Source organism: Halegenticoccus soli, assembly GCF_002844195.1.
Lineage (GTDB): Archaea > Halobacteriota > Halobacteria > Halobacteriales > Haloferacaceae > Halegenticoccus > Halegenticoccus soli.
Map to the genome: position 1 here is coordinate 142,094 of NZ_PEND01000001.1, position 23,699 is coordinate 165,792.

At 61.2% G+C, this 23,699-nt stretch carries 25 protein-coding genes; 13 read left to right on the forward strand and 12 right to left on the reverse strand.

What is annotated here, in order from left to right; translation table 11 throughout:
• Nucleotide 1: 1 nt before the first annotated feature.
• Together CNO20_RS00745 and CNO20_RS00750 are read left to right on the forward strand one after the other, a co-directional pair.
• Entirely contained in the window at nucleotides 2–478 is a 477-nt protein-coding gene (locus CNO20_RS00745) for an arsenate-mycothiol transferase ArsC (protein WP_101294131.1), read from the forward strand.
• A complete protein-coding gene (locus CNO20_RS00750) occupies nucleotides 468–710 on the forward strand; it encodes a MarR family transcriptional regulator (RefSeq protein WP_101294132.1) in 243 nt (80 codons plus the stop codon). Before CNO20_RS00745 ends, CNO20_RS00750 begins: the two co-directional genes overlap by 11 nt.
• A gap of 33 nt (nucleotides 711–743) precedes the next feature.
• Here CNO20_RS00750 and CNO20_RS00755 read toward each other — a convergent pair whose 3' ends face one another.
• The 4 genes from CNO20_RS00755 to dpsA (CNO20_RS00770) form a co-directional block, all read right to left on the reverse strand.
• Nucleotides 744–1,040, reverse strand: a complete 297-nt coding sequence (locus CNO20_RS00755) for a hypothetical protein (protein ID WP_143423118.1) — start codon at nucleotides 1,038–1,040, stop codon at nucleotides 744–746.
• A 159-nt stretch (nucleotides 1,041–1,199) separates the two neighbouring features.
• Nucleotides 1,200–1,550: a hypothetical protein gene (locus CNO20_RS00760; RefSeq protein ID WP_143423119.1), complete on the reverse strand. Its 351-nt coding sequence runs from the start codon at nucleotides 1,548–1,550 to the stop codon at nucleotides 1,200–1,202.
• Nucleotides 1,551–2,450: 900 nt separating this feature from the next.
• A complete protein-coding gene (gene dpsA / locus CNO20_RS00765) occupies nucleotides 2,451–3,020 on the reverse strand; it encodes a DNA starvation/stationary phase protection protein DpsA (protein ID WP_101294135.1) in 570 nt (189 codons plus the stop codon).
• A 2-nt stretch (nucleotides 3,021–3,022) separates the two neighbouring features.
• Nucleotides 3,023–3,598 carry a DNA starvation/stationary phase protection protein DpsA gene (gene dpsA / locus CNO20_RS00770; RefSeq protein WP_101294136.1) on the reverse strand — a complete coding sequence of 192 codons (576 nt, stop codon included), beginning with the start codon at nucleotides 3,596–3,598 and terminating at the stop codon, nucleotides 3,023–3,025.
• Nucleotides 3,599–3,834: 236 nt separating this feature from the next.
• Between dpsA (CNO20_RS00770) and CNO20_RS00775 the strand changes: the two genes are divergently transcribed.
• From CNO20_RS00775 to CNO20_RS00800, 6 genes are all read left to right on the forward strand, one after another.
• The gene (locus CNO20_RS00775) at nucleotides 3,835–5,013 is read left to right on the forward strand and encodes an ABC transporter substrate-binding protein (protein ID WP_101294137.1); all 1,179 of its coding nucleotides are present in this window, start codon (nucleotides 3,835–3,837) and stop codon (nucleotides 5,011–5,013) included.
• A 72-nt stretch (nucleotides 5,014–5,085) separates the two neighbouring features.
• Complete coding sequence (locus tag CNO20_RS00780; protein ID WP_199174693.1) at nucleotides 5,086–5,889, forward strand: class I SAM-dependent methyltransferase; 804 nt, start codon at nucleotides 5,086–5,088, stop codon at nucleotides 5,887–5,889.
• Nucleotides 5,890–5,901: 12 nt separating this feature from the next.
• Complete coding sequence (locus CNO20_RS00785; RefSeq protein ID WP_101294138.1) at nucleotides 5,902–6,885, forward strand: DUF7551 domain-containing protein; 984 nt, start codon at nucleotides 5,902–5,904, stop codon at nucleotides 6,883–6,885.
• Nucleotides 6,886–6,925: 40 nt separating this feature from the next.
• Nucleotides 6,926–7,693 (forward strand): nucleotidyltransferase domain-containing protein, encoded by a 768-nt coding sequence (locus CNO20_RS00790; protein WP_233203851.1) that lies wholly within the window; start codon nucleotides 6,926–6,928, stop codon nucleotides 7,691–7,693.
• Nucleotides 7,683–8,063, forward strand: coding sequence for a DUF8154 family protein (locus CNO20_RS00795; protein WP_101294139.1), 381 nt, complete (start codon nucleotides 7,683–7,685; stop codon nucleotides 8,061–8,063). Before CNO20_RS00790 ends, CNO20_RS00795 begins: the two co-directional genes overlap by 11 nt.
• A gap of 175 nt (nucleotides 8,064–8,238) precedes the next feature.
• The gene (locus CNO20_RS00800; RefSeq protein ID WP_101294140.1) at nucleotides 8,239–9,537 is read left to right on the forward strand and encodes a tyrosine-type recombinase/integrase; all 1,299 of its coding nucleotides are present in this window, start codon (nucleotides 8,239–8,241) and stop codon (nucleotides 9,535–9,537) included.
• 262 nt (nucleotides 9,538–9,799) lie between these two features.
• Here the strand turns inward: CNO20_RS00800 and CNO20_RS00805 are convergent, their stop codons facing one another.
• The 5 genes from CNO20_RS00805 to CNO20_RS00825 form a co-directional block, all read right to left on the reverse strand.
• A complete protein-coding gene (locus CNO20_RS00805) occupies nucleotides 9,800–10,816 on the reverse strand; it encodes a DUF7972 family membrane protein (protein ID WP_101294141.1) in 1,017 nt (338 codons plus the stop codon).
• The gene (locus tag CNO20_RS00810) at nucleotides 10,813–11,019 is read right to left on the reverse strand and encodes a Sp36 family protein (protein WP_101294142.1); all 207 of its coding nucleotides are present in this window, start codon (nucleotides 11,017–11,019) and stop codon (nucleotides 10,813–10,815) included. Before CNO20_RS00810 ends, CNO20_RS00805 begins: the two co-directional genes overlap by 4 nt.
• A 73-nt stretch (nucleotides 11,020–11,092) precedes the next feature.
• Entirely contained in the window at nucleotides 11,093–11,812 is a 720-nt protein-coding gene (locus CNO20_RS00815) for a DUF2270 domain-containing protein (protein WP_101294143.1), read from the reverse strand.
• A gap of 232 nt (nucleotides 11,813–12,044) precedes the next feature.
• On the reverse strand, nucleotides 12,045–13,376 hold the full coding sequence (locus CNO20_RS00820) for a hemolysin family protein (RefSeq protein WP_101294144.1): 1,332 nt from the start codon (nucleotides 13,374–13,376) through the stop codon (nucleotides 12,045–12,047).
• A gap of 775 nt (nucleotides 13,377–14,151) precedes the next feature.
• On the reverse strand, nucleotides 14,152–17,376 hold the full coding sequence (locus CNO20_RS00825) for a hypothetical protein (protein ID WP_101294145.1): 3,225 nt from the start codon (nucleotides 17,374–17,376) through the stop codon (nucleotides 14,152–14,154).
• 143 nt (nucleotides 17,377–17,519) lie between these two features.
• Here CNO20_RS00825 and CNO20_RS00830 point away from each other — a divergent pair, with 143 nt between their 5' ends.
• A complete protein-coding gene (locus CNO20_RS00830; RefSeq protein WP_101294146.1) occupies nucleotides 17,520–18,761 on the forward strand; it encodes a tyrosine-type recombinase/integrase in 1,242 nt (413 codons plus the stop codon).
• 35 nt (nucleotides 18,762–18,796) lie between these two features.
• Here CNO20_RS00830 and CNO20_RS00835 read toward each other — a convergent pair whose 3' ends face one another.
• From CNO20_RS00835 to CNO20_RS24240, 3 genes are all read right to left on the reverse strand, one after another.
• Nucleotides 18,797–19,003: a hypothetical protein gene (locus tag CNO20_RS00835; protein ID WP_101294147.1), complete on the reverse strand. Its 207-nt coding sequence runs from the start codon at nucleotides 19,001–19,003 to the stop codon at nucleotides 18,797–18,799.
• Nucleotides 19,004–19,701: 698 nt separating this feature from the next.
• On the reverse strand, nucleotides 19,702–20,025 hold the full coding sequence (locus CNO20_RS22475) for a hypothetical protein (protein ID WP_143423120.1): 324 nt from the start codon (nucleotides 20,023–20,025) through the stop codon (nucleotides 19,702–19,704).
• Nucleotides 20,012–20,257 (reverse strand): HalOD1 output domain-containing protein, encoded by a 246-nt coding sequence (locus CNO20_RS24240; protein WP_158237346.1) that lies wholly within the window; start codon nucleotides 20,255–20,257, stop codon nucleotides 20,012–20,014. The genes CNO20_RS22475 and CNO20_RS24240 overlap by 14 nt, the downstream gene beginning before the upstream one ends.
• A gap of 464 nt (nucleotides 20,258–20,721) precedes the next feature.
• Between CNO20_RS24240 and CNO20_RS24010 the strand changes: the two genes are divergently transcribed.
• The 4 genes from CNO20_RS24010 (at nucleotide 20,722) to CNO20_RS00860 (ending at nucleotide 23,697) form a co-directional block, all read left to right on the forward strand.
• Nucleotides 20,722–20,847, forward strand: coding sequence for a hypothetical protein (locus CNO20_RS24010; RefSeq protein WP_269844110.1), 126 nt, complete (start codon nucleotides 20,722–20,724; stop codon nucleotides 20,845–20,847).
• A 99-nt stretch (nucleotides 20,848–20,946) separates the two neighbouring features.
• A complete protein-coding gene (locus tag CNO20_RS00850; protein ID WP_101294150.1) occupies nucleotides 20,947–21,825 on the forward strand; it encodes a hypothetical protein in 879 nt (292 codons plus the stop codon).
• Nucleotides 21,826–22,620: a hypothetical protein gene (locus CNO20_RS00855; RefSeq protein ID WP_101294151.1), complete on the forward strand. Its 795-nt coding sequence runs from the start codon at nucleotides 21,826–21,828 to the stop codon at nucleotides 22,618–22,620.
• A 78-nt stretch (nucleotides 22,621–22,698) separates the two neighbouring features.
• Nucleotides 22,699–23,697 carry a hypothetical protein gene (locus CNO20_RS00860; RefSeq protein WP_101294152.1) on the forward strand — a complete coding sequence of 333 codons (999 nt, stop codon included), beginning with the start codon at nucleotides 22,699–22,701 and terminating at the stop codon, nucleotides 23,695–23,697.
• The last annotated feature ends 2 nt before the right edge of the window (nucleotides 23,698–23,699 follow it).

Genomic DNA, 23,699 nt, shown 5'->3' on the forward strand with positions numbered 1-23,699 from the left:
GATGGCCGACGACGCCGACTCGCTGCGCGTGGCGTTCGTCTGCGTGCAGAACGCCGGCCGGAGCCAGATGGCGAACGCGTTCGCGCGGCGGGAGGTCGAGCGGCGGGGTCTGGCCGATCGCGTCGAGGTGCTGACTGGCGGGACTCAGCCGGCCGACCACGTCCACGACGAGGTCGTCAAGGTCATGCGCGAGAAGGGGTTCGACCTCGCCGACCGAACGCCCAGGGAGATCACGTTCGAGGAGATCCAGGCGACGGACTACGTGATCACGATGGGCTGTTCGGCGCAGGACGTCTGTCCGGCGACCTGGAGCGGGGAGAACCGCGACTGGGGGCTCGACGATCCCGACGGCAAGGGCCTCGACGCCGTCCGCGACATCCGCGACGAGATCGAGCGCCGCGTCGACGACCTCTTCGACGAGCTCGACGAATCGACCGCCGAAGGGGCGCACGCGAGCGGAACCGAGGATGCAGACTGACCGCGACCCGGACGGAACGCGCGCCTGCGTCGCGGGCGGCTCGACGAGCGCGAAACTCGTCTACAAGTTGCTGGAGTACGAGGGCGAGCAGCCGCTCTCGGCGCTGATCGAGTCGTCGGGCCTGTCGCGCAGCGGCGTCGAAGCCGGCGTGAAATCTCTCAAGCGCTGTGACGCCGTCGAGGAGCGGTATCACCCGACCGACGCGCGGCGGAAGGTGTACCGACTCCGGTGACCGCCGGAGGGGCGACGGCCCGTCACCCCTCCGTCACAGGTACCGCACGTAGCCGCACGCGTCGCAGCGCAGCGTGTCCGAGTTTCGCGTGACGACGCCTTCCCCGCACCGCGCGCACGCGCCGACGAGTTCCGCGCCGCCCGGGTTCGCCGCCTTGAGCGCGCCGTACAGCCACGCCACCTCCGCCTCCAGCGCCTCGATCTGCCGCTCCGTGCGCCGGCGGTGCGTCGCCGACCAGCTCATCCGCTCGGCCAGCGACGCGGTTCGTTTCGGTCCGGGGTCCCGCTTCGCCGCCTTCCGCTTCTTGTCCGCTTTCATCCCCCCATCCATGCTAGTCGCTAACGTCGTTCGTTCGTATATATCCCTATTCACGACGAATCGCCATGTCCGGTTCGGCGACGTGACTCGGTCGCGGATCCTCGTCACTCGGCTTCTCGGACGAAAAATGAGCGTACGGACGCGCTCGGTTAGCGGCGGTCGCTCACCGGCTTACGCGTCGGCTTCCTGGGTCTGTTCGGCGAAGTTACCGGCGGCCGCAGCGCCTTCCTGGTCGTTGTAGTTCACCTGTTCGCTGCTCTGCTCGACCGACTGGTCACCGTCGTTGATGATGCCCACGGAAGCGCCGGCCTGCAGGTTATCGTTGGACTGGTCTACGTCCTGGTCCTGCTCGACGGTCGCTTCGGCGTTCTGATCGCTCTCCTGGTTCTGGTCGATCTCGGTCGTGTCGCCTTCCTCGTAGTCGAAGTCGAAGTCGAGCGCGGCGGCCGAGCCCGCGAAGCCGGCCGTGAAGACGGTGCCGACGACCACGAGGGCCATCAGGATGCGTAGTGCTTTCTTCATGGTTGATCTCCGAGCAGAAACGCGCGGTCGGAGGCCGTAGTGCCCTGCGCTTCGGCTGACCCCGACCGCGCGCTCGCTGCTCGGTCGATGCTGTCGTCGATGTTCGTATTCAAGCCCTGTTACTGTTACCCGCTATTTCACTAAAACTAGCTATTAAAACTCTATATTAAGGGGAATAGCTAGTATTTTATTATTGTTCACTAAGGAATGTTTGGGGGACTGAGATCACGACCGGCGCCGAACGAGTCGGCTCGCTCGGGCGCTACGCAGTCGCCGTCTTTCGACTTCCCCCGCGACGACCGATTTCGGCGACCGAGAGCGCTGAGAGTCCGAGGGTGCCGACCGCGCGGGGGGCCGCAGGAGCGGGCCGCTATCGAATGTCGTTCGACGGGGAGACGAACTCCGAAAAAACGTCCGATTGACGGTCTCAACGGAGCGATAGAAGCTGTCGGAGGTCGAACGTTAGAGCGAGCGACGCTTTCGATCGCGGTGGAACGATGACGAGATTTGAATAGCGCTCCGTCGATCTCTGTAAACGAGCAGAGGCGCACGTCCTCGACGGCCGAAACGTTCGGTGCGACGGCCGCGGGCGTGCGCCTCTGCTCGCTAACGAGCGTCGGTCCGTAACGAGCGAGGCTACCAGGATCCGAACGCTAGTGCCGAGACGCCTCACATGGGTAATCTGCGAGCAGCTCTCTCCGCTTTCTTTTTTATCGCGATCGCGTCAAAACGCGACCACCGGGAGAAACGCCGGGGAGCTCGACGTTCGGACGGTGAAGGCCGGAAACGCGCGTGACGTCCTCACGAGAGCGCGGCGCGCTCGGGCCGACTCCGCGGGAGCTCCCTTCCCGCGACTGTCGCTGCTCGTCCCCGCGCTGGCGGATTCGTGCGCGGGGGCGGTCAGTCCGATGCGCCGTTTCGTACCAGCGTATCGTCGGCGAGATTCCTGTCGAGCGTCTGTGCGTCTCCTTCGAGCGTCTTGAGGTGCTCGCGCAGGAGTTCGCCGGTCGCCTCGTCGCCCAGTTCGCTCGCCAGTTCGACGTGCTCGCGCATCAGCACCGCGAGCGTCGCGTACCCGTCGAGGTCGCGCTCCAGCGACGACCGCGCGTCGTAGAGGTTCGCGGCCTCGATGTGCATCGGCGCGTGTTGGCGGATGCCCATCGGACCGCAGACCGGAACGCCGCCGAGGGCGTGCACTCGGACGGCGAAGTCGTCGGTCATCTCCGCGAGTCGATCGGCCGCGTCCTCGAGGAACCCGGCGACCCGGTTCGACTCCGCGCCCTCGGCGATCCAGTAGTGCTTGCGCACCTGATTGAACAGGATGTACAGCCCCGACAGTTCCGCGTTCAGGGCCGCGACCATCCGTTCTGTGACCTCCCGTTCGAGCCGAAGGTCGTTCTCGTCGACCGTCCCCCACTTCCGACGAACGCGGGCCGAGTCGGGTTTCCGAAGGTGTGGCGTACTCGTCATCGTCAGTCGGTCGCGCCCTCCCGGACGAGCGCGTCGCCTTCGAGGAGCTGTTCGACGGCGCGGGCGTCGTCTTCGAGGTCGCGGAGGTGGTCGTGCAGGCGTTTCGCGGTGGCCCAGTCGCCCAGCTCCTCGGCGAGGCCGACGTGGTCGCGCATCTCCGCGACGAGCGTCGCGTACCCCTCCAGGTCGCCCTCCAGCGACGCGCGCAGGTCGTAGACGTCTTCGGCTTCGAGGTGGACGCGGGCGTTCTCCTGGATCGTCGGCGGCGTGTTCGGCGGAACGCCGCCGAGTTCGACGATGCGGACCGCGAGGTCGTCGTTGATCGCGCGGGCGCGCTTGTAGGCGTCCCCGAGGAACTCGGCGACCTGGTGGAACTCGGCCCCCTCTGCCGTCCAGTAGTGCTTGCGAAGGAGGTAGAACAGGTTGAACGTCCCCGCGTGGTCGACGCGGAGAGCACCGACGACCACCTCCGCCACGTCGCGGTCGATCCCGAGCTCGTTCTCGACGACGGTGCCCCACTCCTGCCGCAACTCTCCGGTGTCGGGCTCGCGGACCAGACCGATCTGTCTCTTCGCCATGGATCTCACTTCTCGTGCGGTTGGACGACCAGCGCCATAAATTTTTATCAAATTCTCTATAATTTAGGCGTGCCAAAATCCAATGCGGTTCCCGACGGTGAAAATGAGTGTCCGCACCGGGTGGCCGTCCCCGGAGCACGGGCTGTCGTCGTGTCCTGCGATGCGCCGACCCGACACGCGTTTAGGCTCGCCTAATTTCCGAAAACGCTTTATCGCTTTAGGCTAGCCTAAATCGCATGGCTGACGATGCCACGCGGCGCGAACGCCCGACGCGGCGCGAGTACGTGAAGTACGGCGGCGCGCTCGTCGGCGGCGGGTTGCTCGCGGGCTGTACCGGTGACGGCGGACCGGAGCCGTCGTCGACCGGGACGGAAGCGGCGACGGACGCCTCCGCCGAGAGCGAGACGGCTACCGATACCCCGTACTCGGTGACGATGGAGCCGGTCGGAACCGTCGAGTTCGACCGCCCCCCCGAGACCTGGGTCCCCTACACGGGCGACTACGCCGACATGGGCGTCGCGCTCGGGCAGGCCGACGGGCTACTGGCAATCGGCGTCCGCGCCCGGTTCGGAACGCACCTGTACGAGGAACTGCCGGGCGTCTCCGTTACCAAGGACGACCTGACGCAGTTGTGGCAGGATGGCACCGGGAAAGAGGTCTTCTACGAACTGGACGCCGACGTCCACGTCGTCGACCCGAACTTCGCGGTGAACCGCCTCGGATGGAGCCGGGACGACGTCCGGGAGATCGACGAGAACGTCGCGCCGTTCTTCGGGAACACGGGCTTCACGAGGGTCTACGACTGGCACGACTACCGGTACTACTCGATGTACGAGGCCTTCGAGAAGCTCGCACGGGTGTTCCGGCAGCGGGCGCGCTACGAGGCGTTCGCGCGATACCACGACGAAGTACTCGCGGACGTGCGGGCGCGTCTCCCGGACGAGACGCCCGACGTCGCGGTGCTGTATCCCGCGGGGGTCCCTCCGGAGTCGTTCTACCCGTACCTCATCGGGGGCGGCACCCAATCCAAACACTGGAACGACCTGAACGTCGGGGACGCGCTCGCCGAACACGGCGTCACGGACGCGCAGGCGAGCGGCGGCACGATCGACTACGAAACCCTGCTGGAGATCGATCCGGACGCCCTCGCCATCCGGCTCCAGGGTGAGATCACCCCGGAGTACTTCGAAGAAGCGATCGTCTCGCACCTCCGGAACCACGAGGTCGCGGGCGAACTCCGGGCGGTGCGGAACGATCGCGTCGTTTACGGCGGCCTGACCTACCAGGGCCCGATCATCCACCTCTTCCAGCTCGAACGCGCGGCTCGGGGCCTCTATCCCGACGAGTTCGGCGACGAACGGTTGTTCGACCGTCAGCGCGTCGCCGACATCGTCAACGGGGAGTTCCGAGCATGAACGACGGGATCGAACCGCTGACCCGAGCCGATCGACCGACACCGGTACCGCGGCAGCGACGGTGAGCCCCGAATGACCGAGAGAAACACGACAGCAACTGGTGATCTGACGAGAGAGCGGCTCAAATCGACCGCGAGCGCCCGTTGGAACGACGAACGAAGCGCCGAGATGTGGGGCCAGTACGCCGACGAAATCACCCGGCACGGCGACCGCCGCGCGTGGGAGAACGCCATCCGCGACGCGGTCGGCGAGGAGCCACAGCGGGTTCTCGACGTGGGGACCGGCGCGGGCTTTCTCGCCGGTCTGTACGCGGAAGTAGGCCACGACGTCGTCGGCTGCGACGTCTCCGAGCCGATGCTCGAACGGGCGCGCGAGCGAGCCGCCCGCGACGGCTTCGAGGCGCGATTCACGACCGGTGACGCGGAGGCGCTCCCCTTCGACGACGCGAGTTTCGACGTCGTGACGAACCGCGCGGTGATCTGGTCGCTGCCGAACCCCGGACTCGCCGTTTGGGAGTGGTACCGGGTGCTCCGACCCGGCGGGCGGGTGGTCCTGTTCGGCAATCACCCGGAGGACCCCGCGCGCGGCGTTTCCGAGCGGGTCGTCCGCAGGCTGTACGGCCTCGCCCTCCGCGTCCGGCGGGGCGGATCCGCGACGGGACTCGACGGTCGAACCCGGCGAGAGTGGAACGAGGCAAAGACCGACCTGCCGTTCCACCACGCGCCGCCGTCGAAGATCCGGGCGCTGTTCGCCGCCGCCGGCTTCGAGGACACCCGCGTGCTCGACGCGGCCGAGGCGTTCGACCAGTGGCGGACGCTCGGCCCCTGGCGGGAACGCGTCCCGTGGCACGTCGTCACCGAGCGGAAATCCGGGTGAGCGGAGGAGGCCATGGTCGGAACGACGCTCGTCGAAATCCGCGAACACGTCGAAGCGCTCGCCGCCGAGACCGGCGAGTACTACCTCGTCTGCGCCCGGTACGGCGATCGGCCGGCTCCGGCCGCGGGCCTGCGGTTCGAGAGTCGGTCGACGGCGCGCGCGGCCGCCCGAGCGACCGAGCAGTACCGCGCCGCGCTCCGGCGGTACGATCCCCGGCTGCCGCACTACGACGTGATCGTCTGCCAGGACGCGGGATCGGGCGACGACGCGAACGAGGGCGCGAAGGAAGGGACCGGGTCCGGGCGACGTTCGGACGCCGAGGCCGACTCTTCGGACGCCGAGATCGATCGGAACGACCGTCTGCCCTCCGAACCCGCCGTCGGAGAAACGCCCTCGGGGCGACGGGACCTCGTCGAGTTCTGCCACCGCGTCGCGGCCGCCGTCTTCGAGACGCTCTCCGAGAACGACGACGACGCCGTCGAGTCGGCCGTCATGGACGCGTACTTCAAGCTCGCGGAGACCCTGTCCGACCCGGACGACCTCTGTCTGTGCCTGCTCGAAAGCATGGCCGGGGAGCTCGCGACGCGGCTCTCCCCCGCCGAACAGGCGAGGGTCCTGTCTCGCGCCGCGTCCCGGCTGGAGACGAACGCGCGAGCGCCCGCCGAGACGTCCGTCGACGCGACGCTCGCCCGCCTCCGGGAGCTCGGCATCCTCGGGGGTTACGCCCGTTCGCCGTGGTCGGTCGACCTCGAAGACGGGACGCGGTCGGTCGCGATCCGCCTCTCCGGGTACGCGCTGTCGCCCCGGGACGGGCGGCTCCCGACGCTCCCGATCGTCGTCGACCTCCTCCGTCGAAATCCGGCGTGGCCGCCCGCGGCGGTTCGAGTTGCCGCCGTCGAGGACGGCTGGCGGCTTCGGCTCGTGCTCTCTCGTTCCGGGGTCGAAGCCGACTCCCACGGGTTGGCGAGTGTGCCGATCGAGTTCGAAGCGATCTGAGTGACGGGCGGCGAGACGCGGCTATCGAAAACGTCCGGGTGTGACCCTCTTCTGGTCCGTATCCACGGCCGTGAAAGTGGCAATTCGGGATTCGAGTTTAAGACAGCGTTTTGCAATACGAATTCCTAATAGGAATCGTATGCCTAACGGGAGTGAGAGGGTGACGATCGCCATAGAGTACCCGTTTCCCGACGAACGCGTCTTTCGGTACCAAGCGATGCAAGACGTTCTCTCCTTTCTCATCGATCAGCCGTACGACGAGTTCACAGTCAGCGACCTTGCGACGCGAATCGACGGGAATCAGGCGACCGTTTCGAAGGCCGTCAAACTGCTTTCGAGCGTCGGTGCCGTCGAGACGCGACGAGACGGACGCAATCGGTACGTGAGCGTCAACCGTGATCGGCTCACCAAGCCCGATCCGGTACTGTCTATCCCGCAATCCGAGTTCCAAAAACCGGTCCGTGCATTCGTCGACCGAGCGCGCGAAGCGATCGACGATCTGGTCGGTGTCGTTCTCTTCGGAAGCGTCGCACGGGGCGATGCGGACCGGGCCAGTGACGTCGATCTGCTCGTCATCGTCGAGGAGGACAAGACATCTGCCCGACGATCCGTCCAGTCGATCGTTCGCGAACTCCAAGAGACGAAGTTCGACGGGAACCGGTACACGTTCCAACCGCTGGTCGAATCTGTCGAGAGCGCCCGCAGAATCGGTGAACGACTCCGGGAACAGTTCGACGGCGGGATCACCCTCGTTGACTCGGTGCAACTCGCCGAGGTCAGAACGGAGGTGTACGCCGATGGTGAATGACGGCATCCGAGACGACCTAGCGGCCGCCGAACGGACGTTCGAGGAGTCGCCCGTGACGATCGAGTCGTCCTTCGTCGCAATCGAGCGGTCGATCCAATTTCGGCTCATCCACGACGGGGCGATGGCAGCCGAAGAGATCATCAGTAGCCATCGGCGGCTCTACCAGCGAGGTTCCCGGGCCGGGCTCTACGACGATCGGTTCGGTGAGGAACTCGCCGACTTGTGGAACCAGAACCGGACGAAGACGTACTACCGACTCGGGATCGCGACCGAAGAGCAAGCCGAGGCGATGCACCAATTCGCCACCAACTTCCACCGACATCTCGTCTCGACGAGCCGGGTGAAGCACGAATGCGTCTGTGAGGTCTGATTGCGGTAGTTCGCTCGGTAATCCGAGAGCGTCGCGTTAGTAGACTCGGACCGGGCTCTTTCACTCGTACAGGGTGCGGAGCAACAACTCCACGCCGAAACGCTCGTGAAAAGAGCCTAGGCCGGGCTATTGGGCTAAACATTAAATCCCAACGGATAAAATATATGAATGACACATGGGAACCCGCGACCGAATTGAGAACCTCCAAGAAAGGGTAAAAAAGCGGTCAGGACTCTCCGAAGAGCCCCCTGACGATGACGAAGCGCCGAGCATCTCCCAGAACGATGCCGAAGCGCTCCTCGAATTCAGCAAACAACTCGATCTACTGAGTTCCGTCTACAGCGACTACCGGCACGAGAAACTGCTTCGACACTGTGTCATTATGGCAGAGCAGGTCGGCGGGCTCGCAGACGCGCTCGAAAGCCGGGACGCCGCGGAGGACATCGTACGGTGGATCAACACGGAGCGGGGTACTCCCGACTACGCCGAAGAGACGAACCACGACTACCGCGTCGCACTGCGAATCTTCGGGAAGCGGACACTCAAACTTCCCGATTCGGAAGTCCCGAAATCACTAGCATGGATCCCTACGGGAACGAGTAATAGTTACAACCCGTCTCCGAGCCGATCCGACATGCTTGATTGGAAGGAGGCGAAACGAATGGCCGAAGACGGTGCGCTGAACCCGCGAGACAAGGCCCTGTTTCCCGTTTCACACGAACTCGGACCGAGAGGGGAAGAAAACCACAACATTCGCATGGGACAAGTAGGCGATGCTGACCACGGAATCCAAATCAAACTCGACGGAAAGCAGGGCGAACACTCGGTCACGCTGATTAATAGCACGCCCTTCCTGCAGAAATGGCTTGCAGAACACCCTGCTCCGGATGACGACGAGGCATTCCTGTGGTGTAAACTCGACGACCCGTACAACAATGGCACGTACCATAGTTTCCTCGGACGGTTCAAAGACGCAGGGGAGAGAGCGGGAATAGACAAGCCAGTCACGCCAACCAACTTTCGCAAATCGAACACGTACTGGCTATCGAAACAGGGAGCGAACGAGGCGTTCATTAACGACCGACAGGGTCGGACGCCGACTTCAGACCACGCTCGTCGATACATCGCCGCATTCGGACCAGAAAACGAGAACAACCAGTACGCTCAACTGCAGGGACTAGAAGTCGAAACAGAAAAAACGGAGAACAGAACCCCGCTCACGTGCCCTCGTTGTGACAAAGAGACACCGCGCGATGAACCGTTCTGCGTCTGGTGTCACCAGGCGATGGAACCTGACGCCGTCGACGAACTCGAAAAGGAGGAATCCAAGCAACGCCGAGAGCTACTCCGGTTGGCGAAGGATAACCCAGAACTGCTGGACGCCGTCGAGGAGATCGAACCCCTGATCGAAACCCTGGGCGGTGACGCGAAAGTCATCGACACCGCTCGGAAATCCGTCGAAGCGACCGAGTGATTGGAAGCGTTCGGTTGGTCCTCTAGAACGCCTTGTCGATGGTTACCCTGTCGTTCCAACAGAGAGAGAGAGCAGTTAGAACCCGGTTGGATAGGTTCACTACAGAGAGCGAATTATCAGTGATTGCCTCGTCGAAACTCTCAGTCGGTGATAGATTCCAGAAGCTGTGCTGAATAGAGAGCGCGAATGTGACATGAGATCGTGACCGATTTACGAAAGTGGCGATCGCCCAGTGCAGAGGAACAAGATACTGCGTCGGATCTTAGCGTTGCGATTCGCGGAGGATCAGCGGCTCGATGGCAAGTGTCCGTTTTGCTATGGTGACGATGCGAAGGACGTACGAGACGAACAGCATGAAGGGAACGAGCGTCACCGCAAACGCACCGCCCACGACGAGGATGATGTGATCGAGACCGAGTGTGCTTCCCGGGAACGTCCCCGCATCGACGATTCCAACCATGATACCCGCAACGGCCAATGCCGGGACCGCAGCATAGAGAATCATCTGAGACAAGTCGATGAGTGCCCACTGGAAGTACAGTGTCTTGATGTGTTCGCGCGCCGGACCAAACAGAGACAGGGCTGATTTGAGATCGTCAAGCAAGCCGCGTTCTTCCTCAGTGAGGCTCTCTTCGTATTCGTTCGTAATACGTTCAACTTGGAATATTTTCCAACTATAGTTGAAGTTTAGTGCAGCGAATAGCACATCGAACGAGCCGAACTGCGCACCCTCAAGTTGGTCACGGACCATGTCAGCGTTCCCAGTGACGCTTTCAGTGAATTCATCGACCTCTTCTCGGAGGTTCTCGTCATCATTCTTGTCAATAGACTCTCGAAGAGCTATCGTCCGTTGTGCCGTGATTCCGATGATCTGCCGGAGGAATTCGGATGGATCGGCAGGACTCGGAGATCCGATTAATTCTTCAGTATAATCCCGGAAATCCATCGAACTGGACATACGCTCGCGTTGATCGCCGAGCGGGCCGTTCTCTTGGGAGAGGACGAGCTGACCGATCGTGACGACGAGTGTCGTCCCAGTCACGATGACCGTGATCATCGTCGAGAACATCGTGTCGATCATGTCGCCGGACTCGATTTGCCGTGAAAACGGTGGATCGAGGACAGCGACGGCGATGACGAATGCGACGAACACGGTACTGGTCAGGACGCTGGAGACGAGAAGGCGGTTCGCGCGCAGCAGCAACCAGATTTTAATCCGACTCTCGCCCGAGCGCTCACGCATCGTGTTGGCCGTGCTGATGTCGGTCTCGTCAGTCATACTGGCTCATCCGATTGGGTAGGTCGCTTGAAAACGAGGTACTTGGTGCCGCCTCCTTCGTAGTCAATCGTCTCCACAAACTCCCAACCCTCTGCACCGAGTTGATTCAACTCTGCTTTCGGATCCTCTGCTTCTTTTTGGGTCTCATCGCGCGGTGGGCGAAGCGTCTCGTACTCCCAGCGGGTCACTTCTGATTCAGACATCACTCCTAGTAGGTACTGCAGCCCTCTATATCCCGTTCCACTACCGAGATGGTACATTATACGGAGAACGGATTTATCGGTCCGTCTCTTTCCAGTCGTCCGGATCACCCTCACGGAATTCACCCTTGGCATGGCGCTCGCGGGGCCAAAAAGTGACGCCCAGCAGTACGACGTAGAACACACCCACAACGGCAACCACAACAATCCCGGGGAGACGGGCGATTCCAGCGGTTGTCAGCCAGTCTTGGCGCGGCGCGAACGCTGTAATCCTAAAGACCCACGCGACCAAGAGGACACTGAGCAGCGCGAGGTAGACACGCCGGAGCCGGTTTGCGAGTGCTTCGTAGAACGAGACTTTCAGCGTCGGCCTGCGATAGTCCCCGCTCAGTTCAGCTCGCCAGTCGTGACTTTCAGTACCTTGCGATGGATCGAGGGCGTTTGCGAATAAGTTCTCTTGGATGACTCGAACACGAGAGCGAAAGACGTCGTAGTCCCGGTACCGCCGTGCTTCGATGCCCAGAAAGATGGTGACGACAACGATCCCGATCAGCAAAATATAGTGTGGGTTATCAGCACTCGAAAACGCCCACGTCAGAATTGCTGCCATCAGCGTCACCGCCCACGTCGTCGTCTCGTCGAGGCGCTGCCGCCACGTTCCCACTCGGTCTACCTCTCCGCGATAGGCGTGGGCCATCACCGAACCGAGTCCCGTACTGTCGTCAACCATTTCGCGGCCGATCTCCCGTTGATCTGGTGCTGTTGGGTCGAACTCGTCGCTACCCGAATCGGTCATAAAGGAGAGACACCTCCTCGCTCCATAAGCAGTGTTGGTGACGGCGTAATCTGAGTGTTAGTACTGGAGAACATCGAACAGTACGCAGGTGTAGTGAGCGAGTAGTTCACTAGTTTCGGCGTGAAACAAACGGAGTCGTTGTGCTGAACTTATCCTCTAAGTCCTGCACGCCGATTTCAACAGATTTGTGATCTGCTACACTGGAAAGTATGAGGATCCACGCAAATCCCTGTCAGTCCACTGCTGGATCGTCGATATCTCTTTCGTGGACCCATACCGTCGAAATTCGGGTCCCCTCGACGCTCGTTACCTCAACGACGTGACCGTCGATCTCGACGCGGTCACCAGGTTCTGGCACGCGATTGAGTCGTCCCAGCACCAGCCCACCGATCGTTTCGACCGCTTCGCTATCGAAGTCGCCACCGAGGGCGTCGGAAACTTTCGACAATGGGACTCCGCCGTCGATGTCGTACCCTTCATCGTCACGCGGGCGTATCGAATGTTCGCGCTCATCGAGGTCGAACCCGTCTCGAAGGTCTCCGACGAGGGCCTCAACGATGTCTTCGACCGTCGCAATCCCCTCGAACGCCCCCCACTCGTCGATGACTGCGGCCATCTGCTGGCGATCCTCCCTGAATTGTATCAGGAGATCGCTAATTGACATGGTCTCCGGGACGATGAGAATTCCGCGGGCGATGTCACCGACTACCTCGGCATCCCCATCGTCCACCTCTGCTCGCAATACGTCCTTGACGTCGACGAATCCAACCACTTGGTCACCGTCGTTGGCGTCAAGAGCCGGATAGCGCGTGTGACCGGACTCGAAGACGATCGAATGTAGTTCGGAGAGCGTGGCATCCGCCGGAACGCTCACCACGTCCGGTCGTGGGACCATGACCTCCCGCACCACGGTGTCGTCAAGATCGAAGACGCGCTCGATCATCGTCACTTCTGCCATGTCGATGTCCCCGCCCTCGCCCGATCGTGTTAGTACCCGAAGGAGCTCCCGCTCGCCGAGTGTCTCATCCGTTTCGGACGCGGGCGGCACACCAAGCGACCGCGTGAACGCATTGGCTGCTCCGTTGAAGACGACAATTCCCGGATAAAGTACGTAATAGAAGAACTTCATTGGCGGGGCGAGGAACAGCGAGAGTCGCTCGGTCTGGGCGATTGCGAGCGTCTTCGGCGCGAGTTCACCGAAGACGACGTGGAGAAACGTGATGATACTAAAGCCGATTGCGAACGCGACGAGATGGATGAGATTCGCGGGGAGAACCGGTTCCAGTACGGGTTCGATGAGCGCTGCCACGGCTGGTTCGCCGACCCATCCCAACCCGAGGGATGCGATGGTGATACCGAGTTGCGTTGTGGCGAGGTAGTTGTCGAGGTTCGTCATCACTTCTTGGAGCGTTCCGGAGCCGGGCCGCCCCTCCTCGACGAGTTGATCAACCGACGTTCCCCGAATCCGAACGAAGGCGAACTCTGCTGCGACAAAAAAGCCGTTGAGCACCACGAGAAACAGCGCTAAGACGATTTGTGCAGCTGAGAGCGCGACGTTTACCATCGGTACCCCCGGAACGTACTGCCGTTCGATTGTAGCGTGTCCATATTCATGCATCTCGTTCCATCGACTAAAACCATCTAATGAATTCGCGGGTGACTGACTGCTGTCAGTAGTGAACTGGTTCTGTGGATCTAGAGGCCATCGACTGTCCTCCTCGTTCTGCCGACTGCCTGCGAACATGGGCTCCGACATTTAGTAGGCGCATCAGCATCGGGTTCTGCTGAAGAGAAGCTCTATATACAGCACGTGATTCCTGTCATCATCTTAGGGTTTCAACAAAGCCCAGCTTTCTGAAATACCGGCCGACGAGTCCTGACTTTCTGCTTTGTTGGCTTCGCCTGACTGAGGACGACGAGCAGGGAATCGTAGTGCTGTCGCTCACAAAAGGGGCGAACAGGCCGGAGAGCAGCCGCCTACTTCGGCGGTGGGCCGTCTTGGAACGCTGCTAATGACACGGCCCGGGTCGTGGTTGGAGTGTCGCTCGGTCTAGTGGGCTCTTCTCGTGGTGCCTCAACGGCTTCGATCACGAACGACCACGTATTGGAGCCCCATACGGCACTGTTAGCGATCTCCTCCGCACCCAGGTCAACTACACCACTCGTCGGAGCGTCTTCAGCGCGGAACACGTCCGCGCCGTGTACTCCTTCGCCCTCACGGCAGCTGACAAGGTCGTCATCGAGGAGCCGAGAGAGCGTCTTAGCGACGTGCCGCTTCGACACGTCCGTCGCCTCGGCAAGCTTGCGGGCAGTGGCAGACTGCCGCGACCGGAGAGCTTCTATGATGGTCTGCTGCACGTCGGTCGCAACCCATTCGACGCCAGGCACTCGGCAGTCCGCGAACCCAGCCGGCACGGCACTGGTATGGACGAAGACGGTGGCTGTGTTGTCGGGGTCGTCGGCGTCTCGTGCGTATCGACCAGCGGATTGTGCGACGTGATTCTCGCGAACGGAAGCGAGGATCTCGCTGGCCGTGTCGGCATCGGGACCGACGAAGCCACGTCCATGTGCGCGCGTTGCTGTTCCCCATCTGCTGATTCCACGGTTTCTGGCTCAGCGTGGAGGTCGCACTCGGCGAGGAGGTTCAGCACGTAGTCGTCGCCCGGGTCGATCGATCCGTGGACGAGTCCCACGTCATGATCGCCGAACTCGTCGCGGGATCGCTCCTCCCCGAAGTGCATCGTTTCGGGGTCGTCGACACCGACCTCTCGCATCAGCTGTTCGACCTCGCGCTCGACGCTCGCAGCGGTGATGCAGGTGTCGAACGCATCGTCAAAGTGGTGGTTGAGATGATCCAAGAGCACGCGCGTCGCATCGGGGTTGAAGTACTCACCACTAGCGAGCGGTCGGACGGCGTCGCCAACTTGGACGACCTTGAGGCCGCGCTCGTATCGCCGCCAGAGTCGGCGCTCGTCGACGTCCAGCACGCGATCGGGGACGATGTCGGTGGTGGTGTTGCGTTGCCACAGCGGGACGCTGGGGTGTGCGTCAAGGCCGACTACGCACCGCGCCGTCGAGAGGTCAGGAACGTTCCGAACGGTACGCACGCGGTTGTTGTCGTCGACGACGACAGAGACCCACGTCCGCGACCAGCCGTCGTCGTCGCGAGCGTTAGCATCGAGTCGGGGCGGGTCGTGTGTGACGGTACCCACGCTGCGCCCGTTCTCATCGAAGCCCTGCGCCAACGCGGACCAGATAGCATCCGCCAACGCGGGTGCAAGCGTGTGGGCGTCGGGATGTTCGAGATACCACTCCCGGTCCGGTTCGTAATTGAACACGGCCGCCGTCGCGTTCGCTTCTCGAAGGACGTCCCCGTGGACGCCCTGTCCGTACGCAGTCCGTGCTAATTGGACGAACGACTCCCACGTAGTCACCGGTGCACCCGCCGCTTCGAGGAACGCCGTAACGGCGCGCTGGATGCGGTCGTTCGTGAGGTGTTCGCCGTCGACGGCGAAGTCCGGCCGCTCGTCGAAGATGACGTTACACGACTGCGTGAGCCCGGGGACGTACGCGAACTGGTGCGTGGCGTGGATGACGTCGACGGCGGGATCACCCTCCTCCGTTCGCGGTAGGCCGTCCCACTGTCCGATCGCGGGACACGGATCGTCTCCACGCGAGCACGGCAGTTCGATGCCTTGGTCGTTGTGCTCGGCGAGATAGGCGTGGGCCGTCGAGAAGGGGACACCGCGACCGTCACAGACGGCGTCGAACCACTGGGAGGCGGGCGTCCGATTCATCGTGATCTCGACGGTCTCATCCTCCTCGTCCTCATCCGACGGATCGTGGATCCCGTGGGCCACGGGGCACGCTTCCTTTCGTCCGCGAAGGACTGCGTGCGTCACACCGCTGGCTTCTCGACTGTGTTCGATGGCAGCATCACGAGCATCTCGCGTCGGACTGAAGTGAACGACCGGCTGTTCGCCGGTACAGTCCGCATGGCGAAGCCAGGGTTCGGTCGCGACGGTGTAGCTCTTGCCGAGTCCCGTCGGGGCGTCGATGACGACCTCCTCCTGCTGGCGAACAGCATCGAGCAGACGGTTCCAGAGGCGCTCGCGGGCCTCGTCGGTCGACGGCCACTCGATATCTTGAGCCGCAGCAGCACGCTGCCGTTCGTCATCATCGAGGGCGTCCAGTTTCGCGAGTGGGAGCGCACTCACTGGGTCGGCACCGTCGGGTTCGTACTCCGGGATGTGAGCACCGCGATCGCGGAGTGCGTCGACGGCGGCCCAGAAGTCCTCGTCGCTCGGATACTCGGTTTCCGAGGAGATGATCCTCTCCTCGAGCGCGACGACCTGGAGCGCATCGAGGCCGTGCATTCCCTTGCGGTAGACCCAACCACTGTCAACCTGCGCGAGGCGCGTACCGCTCTTCGACTGCGCCCAACTCGGGTCGAGATCGAGGCTCCCGTCGCTCCGCTCGCGGGTGACGGTCGACCGGAGGTGGATGTCGGCCGGTCCGGTGTGCTGGATAGCGTCGAACACGTCCTGGATATCGGACGTAGTCTCGATGTCGGCGAGTTCGGCCTTCGACAGGTCGGGCGTGCGGTCGAGTTCGTCCGGCCGACCACTGGGGGTGGTGGCACGCGCTGCGTCGAGGGCACCTGGATGGGTGGCGACGATGTCGTCGACGATCCCTTGGACGTCTCTCGTGGACATTTCGGTACCGGGGATGTGGTCACCAGTGACTGTGGTGTACCGATGACCGGGGTACATCTCGAGCTCGGCATCCGGCCATTCCGGGGACGAAAGGTCGATCGTGAGCGTCGTCACGCCCTCCGGGAGGCGGAAGCCACCGAGTGCGTGCGCGCCTGTTCCCGACGGAGACCACTCGCAGAACGTCCCGGCCAGCTGCTCTAGGAGATTGACAGCGCCCGGGGCGACGTCGCCGGTCTTTGGATCGCGGATGTCGTCGAAGTCGAGGAGGCCAACGTGCGGTTCACTGGGCACGTCTTCCCCGGGATCAACCCAGGCGTACTTCTCGTCGTCGTCCCAGTCGTCACGGTCGGGACCGGTGAGGTAGTACGCGAATCCGAGGTCGTCGTCGTGATCGACCCAATTGCTGGCAGTCTCGAAATCGAACCAGGCGTTGGGGTCCTTCGCGCCGACGAACGCGTAGCCGACGTCTTGGTTGGAGTAGCCCCAGCTGGGGTTTCGGGGCACCTTTCGGTCGTCGCTGTACTGCCAGAGCAACCAGCGGGCGCCATGTTCGGCGAGATCGGTGGGGAAGGTGTTGGGCTCGACGCCATGGAGGTCGACCTTCGCATCGTCTTGCCGGCCGTCGGTGGTCCGGTCTGGGCGCGTGAGTTCCTTCGCTTGCGACGTCGAAGACGCCGCGGACGACGGGTCCTCAGCGGTTTCCGTCTCGTCGGAGTCCGAGCCTCCGGTGTCCACGCCCAGTCGCTTGACGTGGTGGTCGCAGAGCGAACCAGCGCCGACGGTGGTCGTGGCTTCCTGCTCGCACGACGGCATCGAGCACTGCTGGTCCGCGGGGACGGTGCGCCTCACGCGACCACCCCCAAACCGACGGTATCGCCACTGTAGGGCTTTTTACAAGCAGGATTTAACCAAAGTACAGTAAGCCTAGGCCGGGATTTGAACCGAGACTTCATAATCCCACGTATAATAGAGTATGATATAGTGATTGTGGAATGACCGGCCAGCGAACCCAAATCAGGAACCTGCGCGACCGAATTCAGGAGTCGGACGAAATCGACGATGAGGATGCTGAGCTCCTTCTCCAATTCAGCGATGAGATGGACCTTCTGAAGTCCAAGTACACCGATCACCGCCACATCAAACTGCTTCGTCACGTCACTCGCATCGCGGAGAACGTCGGTCGGCTGGCCGACGCCCTCGAGGACAGAGAGGCGTCGAAGGAGATCGTCCGCTGGATTAATCGCAAGTACGACAACGAATACACGAACCACGACTACCGGACGGCGCTCCGGGTGTTCGCCAAACGTGTGACCGACGAAGAGGGTGTCCCCGCGAGCGTCGAATGGGTCCCTTCCGGGACGAGCAACAGTCACGATCCAGTCCCGAACCCCGCGGATATGCTTGAGTGGGAGGCCGACGTCAAGTCTATGATCGACGCCGCCCGGAATCCCCGTGACAAGGCTCTCATCGCGGTCGCGTTTGACTCTGGAGCCCGGAGCGGTGAACTCCAAGAGCTCACGGTCAACGACGTCAATGACCACGAATACGGCCTTCAGATTATGGTTGATGGGAAGAAGGGCCAGCGCTCGGTCACGCTCATTCCCTCTGTCCCGTATCTGAACCGCTGGCTCTCTGAACATCCGGCCCCAGATGACCCAGACGCCCCTCTGTGGTCGAAACTCTCGAAGCCCGAAGAAATCTCGTACCGTATGTTCAACAACGCCTTCAAAGATGCCGGCAAGCGAGCGGGCGTCACGAAGCCCGTCACCCCGACGAACTTCAGAAAATCGAATGCCACCTGGCTGGCCCGCCAGGGGATGCCGCAGGCTTTCATCGAGGACCGTCAGGGGCGGGCTCGCGGGAGCAAAGCGACAGCTCACTACGTAGCCCGGTTTGGGGGCGAATCGGACTCGCAGTATGCCAAGCTCCACGGCCTTGAGGTCGAAGAAGAGGACGATGGGCCGACCGGTCCAGTCGAATGCCCCCGCTGCGGACGCGACACTCCCCGTGAGGAGCCAGTCTGTATGTGGTGCAATCAGGCTCTTGACCACCGTGCCGTCGAGGACCTCCGGAAAGACCAGGATGAGCAGCGACGCGCCCTCCTCCGGATTGCGAAGCGAAACCCGGATCTTCTCGACAAACTCGAGGACATCGAACCGGTGATCGAGGCCTTCGGGGGAGACGCCGACCTCATCCAGGCTGCGCAGCAATTCACCGAAGCGGTGGGGGAATGAGACGGGTTCGCTGATCGAGAAGGAACTAATCGCGGTCATCTTACCTTTTCCTGCAACTCGTCCAGGCGGGCGATCTCCTCTTGGAGCTGCTCGACGTCCGGGTCTGCCCCGTACTTCACGAGGGCTGCGAGACAGAGCGCCCGGACGAAGTCATCGTCACTATGTTTTATTATCTCGATTAGCGTCTCACGATGCTCCCTGACGTAGGTCTCTGGAGCATCAGTGAGTTCGGCCTTAGACATTGTCGACCCCCATTATCGAATAGAGTTCGCGGTATCCCGTACTGGGACTCGTCTCAAAGGCATCTGTGTCAATTTCATCTCTCGTTCGCCGTACTGTACTCGTGTTGTCTTCCGATCCTGTCGATTGCATTTCACTGGGGTGCTGGGTTCGGGTCCAGCCGTCCCCGGAGCCATCCACGAGGCCCACAAGTCTCACAAAGCCTAACTACCCACGTGACGAACTGACACGTGGAGTTAGACCGGCCCCGGCCGGATGCTCCGCTCCTCACTTGTCCGTCGACGCAGCGGGGTCGTACTGAGAGACCATCTTCTTCAGAAGACGGTCGTATGACTCTCCGCCTCGTTTCTGTGCCTTTACGAGATCCCGAACATCTCTCGAGCACGGGATTGCGGTTTCAGCGGGCATATCTTCTGTCCGGTATTTACTATGCAATCCTATCTAATAAGCGAGGGTTCTGTTACGTGTTTAACCGAAATTTGGTTTTAAGCACCTGTATCGGTTAAACACGAGAGGTAACCGATGCAAGCAATATAATAGAAAATGGATAAGAGTGAGGGTGGTTTGTCAGCCTCTTCTCAGTCAGTTGACTGCTGCAGTCCTACTGTTACGCGGCTACAGTCTCCTAAAGGTAGTCGTGATTAACCGTCCTGAGACCCACGCAGCAGCACCGTCAATGGACTGGACCCGACAGTCGCCGTCATTCATACAGGTAATGGAGAAAAATCACCGGGATCACCATAAGCAATGCGAGCCCGAGGACATCGGGGTACCAGTCGATGTCGAAGTACTCCCAGAACATCCCTGGCTTGAGCATCCACGGGTGATACCAGGAACCGAGGACGAGCCAGGCCCAGAACAGGAACGTGAAAATGGCCATCGCTCCGAGGGAAATCTGTGCGGCAAAAATGAGGTTTATGATGGGTTCTTCGAAACGCCCCGTAGGGAACTTCAGCTTCGGGTCCTTCGGTGAGTCAGGATCCTCGGGATCATCTCCCGGGAGACGTCGATCACACTGACTCATCTGGCGACTCCTCGATTTGTATCTCTCTGTTGCCGTGAACGACAATTCGGCATCCCGCATGCTCAAACTCTATCGTCCCGTCGACGCCTCGGCGACTGAATAAGGAGTCTAACGCGTCCGGGTCGATGGACTCGTATAGCGGCGGAAGTGCTTCCGGAGGCGAATTCCCCTCAGCCAGCATCCTGATGATCGTCTCACTCAAATTCCGATGATTTGGCACGTGGCACGTCATTATCCTCCTCGTGGATCTGAATCCCTAAATAGCCTTCACAAGCCTCGTATATGTCCTATTCAAAGGACTCTTTCGGCGCACACAATCGAATTACTGCCTCGCCAACGCGGATTTTGGTTTGTCGCCGCACACAATGTATGGCTGGACCGCATCCGAAGGTTACTATCGACGCCGTCCGGGAGATTTTCGAGCAAAACGACGACGCTTGTGAGCCTTTCAATGCCCCCGAGATCGCCGAACGGGTGAAGTATCAGTGCCATCGGAACACGGCACGAAACTACCTGCAGGACCTGGTTGCGATGGGGGAGCTCAGAACCAAAAGAGTCGGCGGCGGCGCACGAGTTTACTGGCGGCCATGTTCACGGACCGTCCAATCTGACGCAACACAACCGTCTGATTAAGTAGCCGACGCAGGCTTATGTGGGCCCACAACAGCCATTACGTTGAAAGAATATTCGATGAGTATGACCAAGGACCAAGCGAAACCCGATGTCTCGGGAAAATCCGACGCTCGCGAATTCGCCGAACGGTTCATCGAAAAGCACCGTAGACTGTTTGATAAGCTCGCCCAGGATGGCGCTGGCCGCTGACCAATTAATGAGTGACGAGCTTCTCCGTCTCGTTTCTTAGTATCAGATGATGTAACAACGTGGTCAACTTTAAGAACGGTGGTCGAAGATAATACACCTATGACTCCCGATCTCGGGGTTGACGAAATAACTACGCTCCTCCTTGATGAGCGGAAATACGACAGCCCTCTCCGGGAGAAAGAGCTTCACAAGCTTCTGTACTTCATCAAGCAGGAGCTGGACGAGCAAGGTATCAACGCCAATATCCCGTACTACTGGTACCGGTACGGGACGGTAACACCGCTATCCGGCTCCTTGGTGTCCATCGGAAAAGCCGACGATGGCGGTTCAGAAGTTGTCTGCCCTGTCGAGCCAGATTCGATTGACGCCCCAGTAGACCAAGTCGAGGAGACCAGGAGCGTCGTGAAGGAGGTGCTTCTCCGGTACTATCAGATCGGCGGGCTGCAACCGCTTACCGACCGCATGTACGAGGATGCGCCGTACGAAGTCCAGCGCGAGTTTCGGCAGCTGGACAAACAACTCCGGACAGCCGCCGACAACCACCCAGACCTGCTCGATGACGGCTACGAAAAGGATGACATCCGCCGTTCTCTCTCGCGCGTCGTCAAGAGCTTCCCCACTGACGAGTTCCCACACCTGGAGTCCGACCTCTATCTCTGGTACACGGTGATGAGCACCGAACTCGACCAGATCGACCAGTTCTACAGCGTCAATGAGATGCTTAGCCTCTGCAATGCCTTCTGGACGGTGTTTATGATCGAGGTCGCCCAGCAGGAACACAGTGACCTCTCCGTCGAAGAGGTCCGGGACGCGATCTCGGACGACGTGGACAGCTACCAGAAACAGATGCGAGCCCGTCTTGAGAACAAGGAGCGTGAGCAAACCAAGTTCGGGGCGCAGCTCGAACGGGATGATGTCGTACGTGATGCACAGGACGCTGTTGCCGAGGCACTTGTCGGATTTGCGCCCAGCCAATAGATGCGGTACTATCTGGACACGAATTGCCTGACCGGCTACACCTTCTTCCAAGACTGGTGGCATAGCGACGCCAAGCGTCTGTTCGAATCGGACAACGAGCTCTACATCGGGGACACCGTTCTCTTCGAGTACTGCAATCGGCCGGTCACCGACGACTACGTCGAATACAAGTGGGACCGATCCGAGCTATCCTGGAACGAGGACAAGGGTAACTTCAAATCGAAGATGGCGGAACTCCGAGACAGCCGGTTCCTGTTCGAGGACGCGATCTTCGACCGGGACGACCTTGATCTCAACACTGCCGTGGAGCTGTTCGTTGACGCGTACCACATCAAGCCCTCATCGGAACCGGCGATTCGCCGGTACTTTGAGGAGAAATTGGATCAGCTGGACCTCGACGTGACCGTTGAGAACGTTCGGAAGATCCAGAAGCTGCTGGTCGAAGACTTGCAGGACTATGCATGGGAGCGGAAGGATGAACTGCGGAGGCGGGTGAACCTCGGACCGGAACGCGGGGAAATCCCGGACGCGCGAGTGTCAACCCTTGAGCGCACTCTGTCCGATGATATGGACATCGAGGTCGTGTGCGACGCCTCGTATATGTGCGACACCGGTCTCCTGGAGCGGATGGTCACCGGTGACAAGGGGAACGCCCTCCGCGACGGTGATGGGAAAGTCGTCCGGTACGAGAACGGAAGACCCGTGTCTGGGAAGGTCGGGATCTACAACAGCCGTGAGGTCATAAACAACGTCACCGGGCTCCGCGTCCTGTACCTGAAAGACGAGTTCGCGTAGGGACCAACGCCTGCAGTATCATCGGTAAGCCGAGCGTTCGGCAAATTATAAGCACCTCGTATCGGAACGTTCGGACGAATGGCACATCTGAACGTGTACGAATGCCAGCTCCCGAACGAGGACCTCCGGATCTGGCGACATCCCTCCAAAAACAAGGACATCCCCCAATCCATCGACGAACGGTACGACTCCATCACGACCGACACCAAGGCCTCTCCCGCGGTCGCCGTTCCGACCAACGAGGAGGGCCGACGAGTGCTTGAGGAGGAGACCGGATACGAGCCAAACACCGTCCCTTGGAAGGACTACCTCTGGATCTACTCGAACCTGGTTCAATACAGCGTCATCCGTCACCTCATCAAGAACCACGAGTTCACCCCGCTACAAGTCGACCAAGCCGAGGCCAAGATCCACCGGGTGAACCAGGTCTACCGGACGGACCCCGTGGCCGAACCGGTGGACGGTCTCGAGATCCGTCAGGGACTTAAGGTCCGCTCCCGGTTCTGGAACCTTCCGGATCAAGGGCCGTTCGTCGGCATCAACTTCGCGTACACGACCACGAACATCTTCACCGAACCACTCGACGACGTGCTTGACGGCGTCCACAACCAGGACTACTGGCTGAAGATGAACTGCCCAGCCGACTGCCCACACGAAGACTGCACGTTCCACGGACACGCCGGCCTGATCGGTGAGTTCGACGGCTTCACCGAAACCGGCGAGTTATGCCAGTATGCTGCGGACGGATCCGGCCAGTACGCGTCGGTTTCGCCGGCCGTCGATGGCATCGACAGCAACCCGCCCGTCGAACGTGTCGCGATCGAAGCCAGCTACGCGAACATCCGGCAGTGGGCCACGGACAAGTATGGGAGCCGTCAATCCGGCATCATCGAGGACATCGGCCGAAACCGCCTCGGCATCCCCGATCGGTTGAGCGAGAAAAAGGCCTCGGAGCGGGAGGCGAAGTACGAACTCGGCCAGCTGAACGACCTGATGGACCAGATCGACCGGAACGTCGAACTGCTGACCGGGCAGACACTTACCATCGCCGACCAGCCCGTGGAGGTGCTCGCCTAACC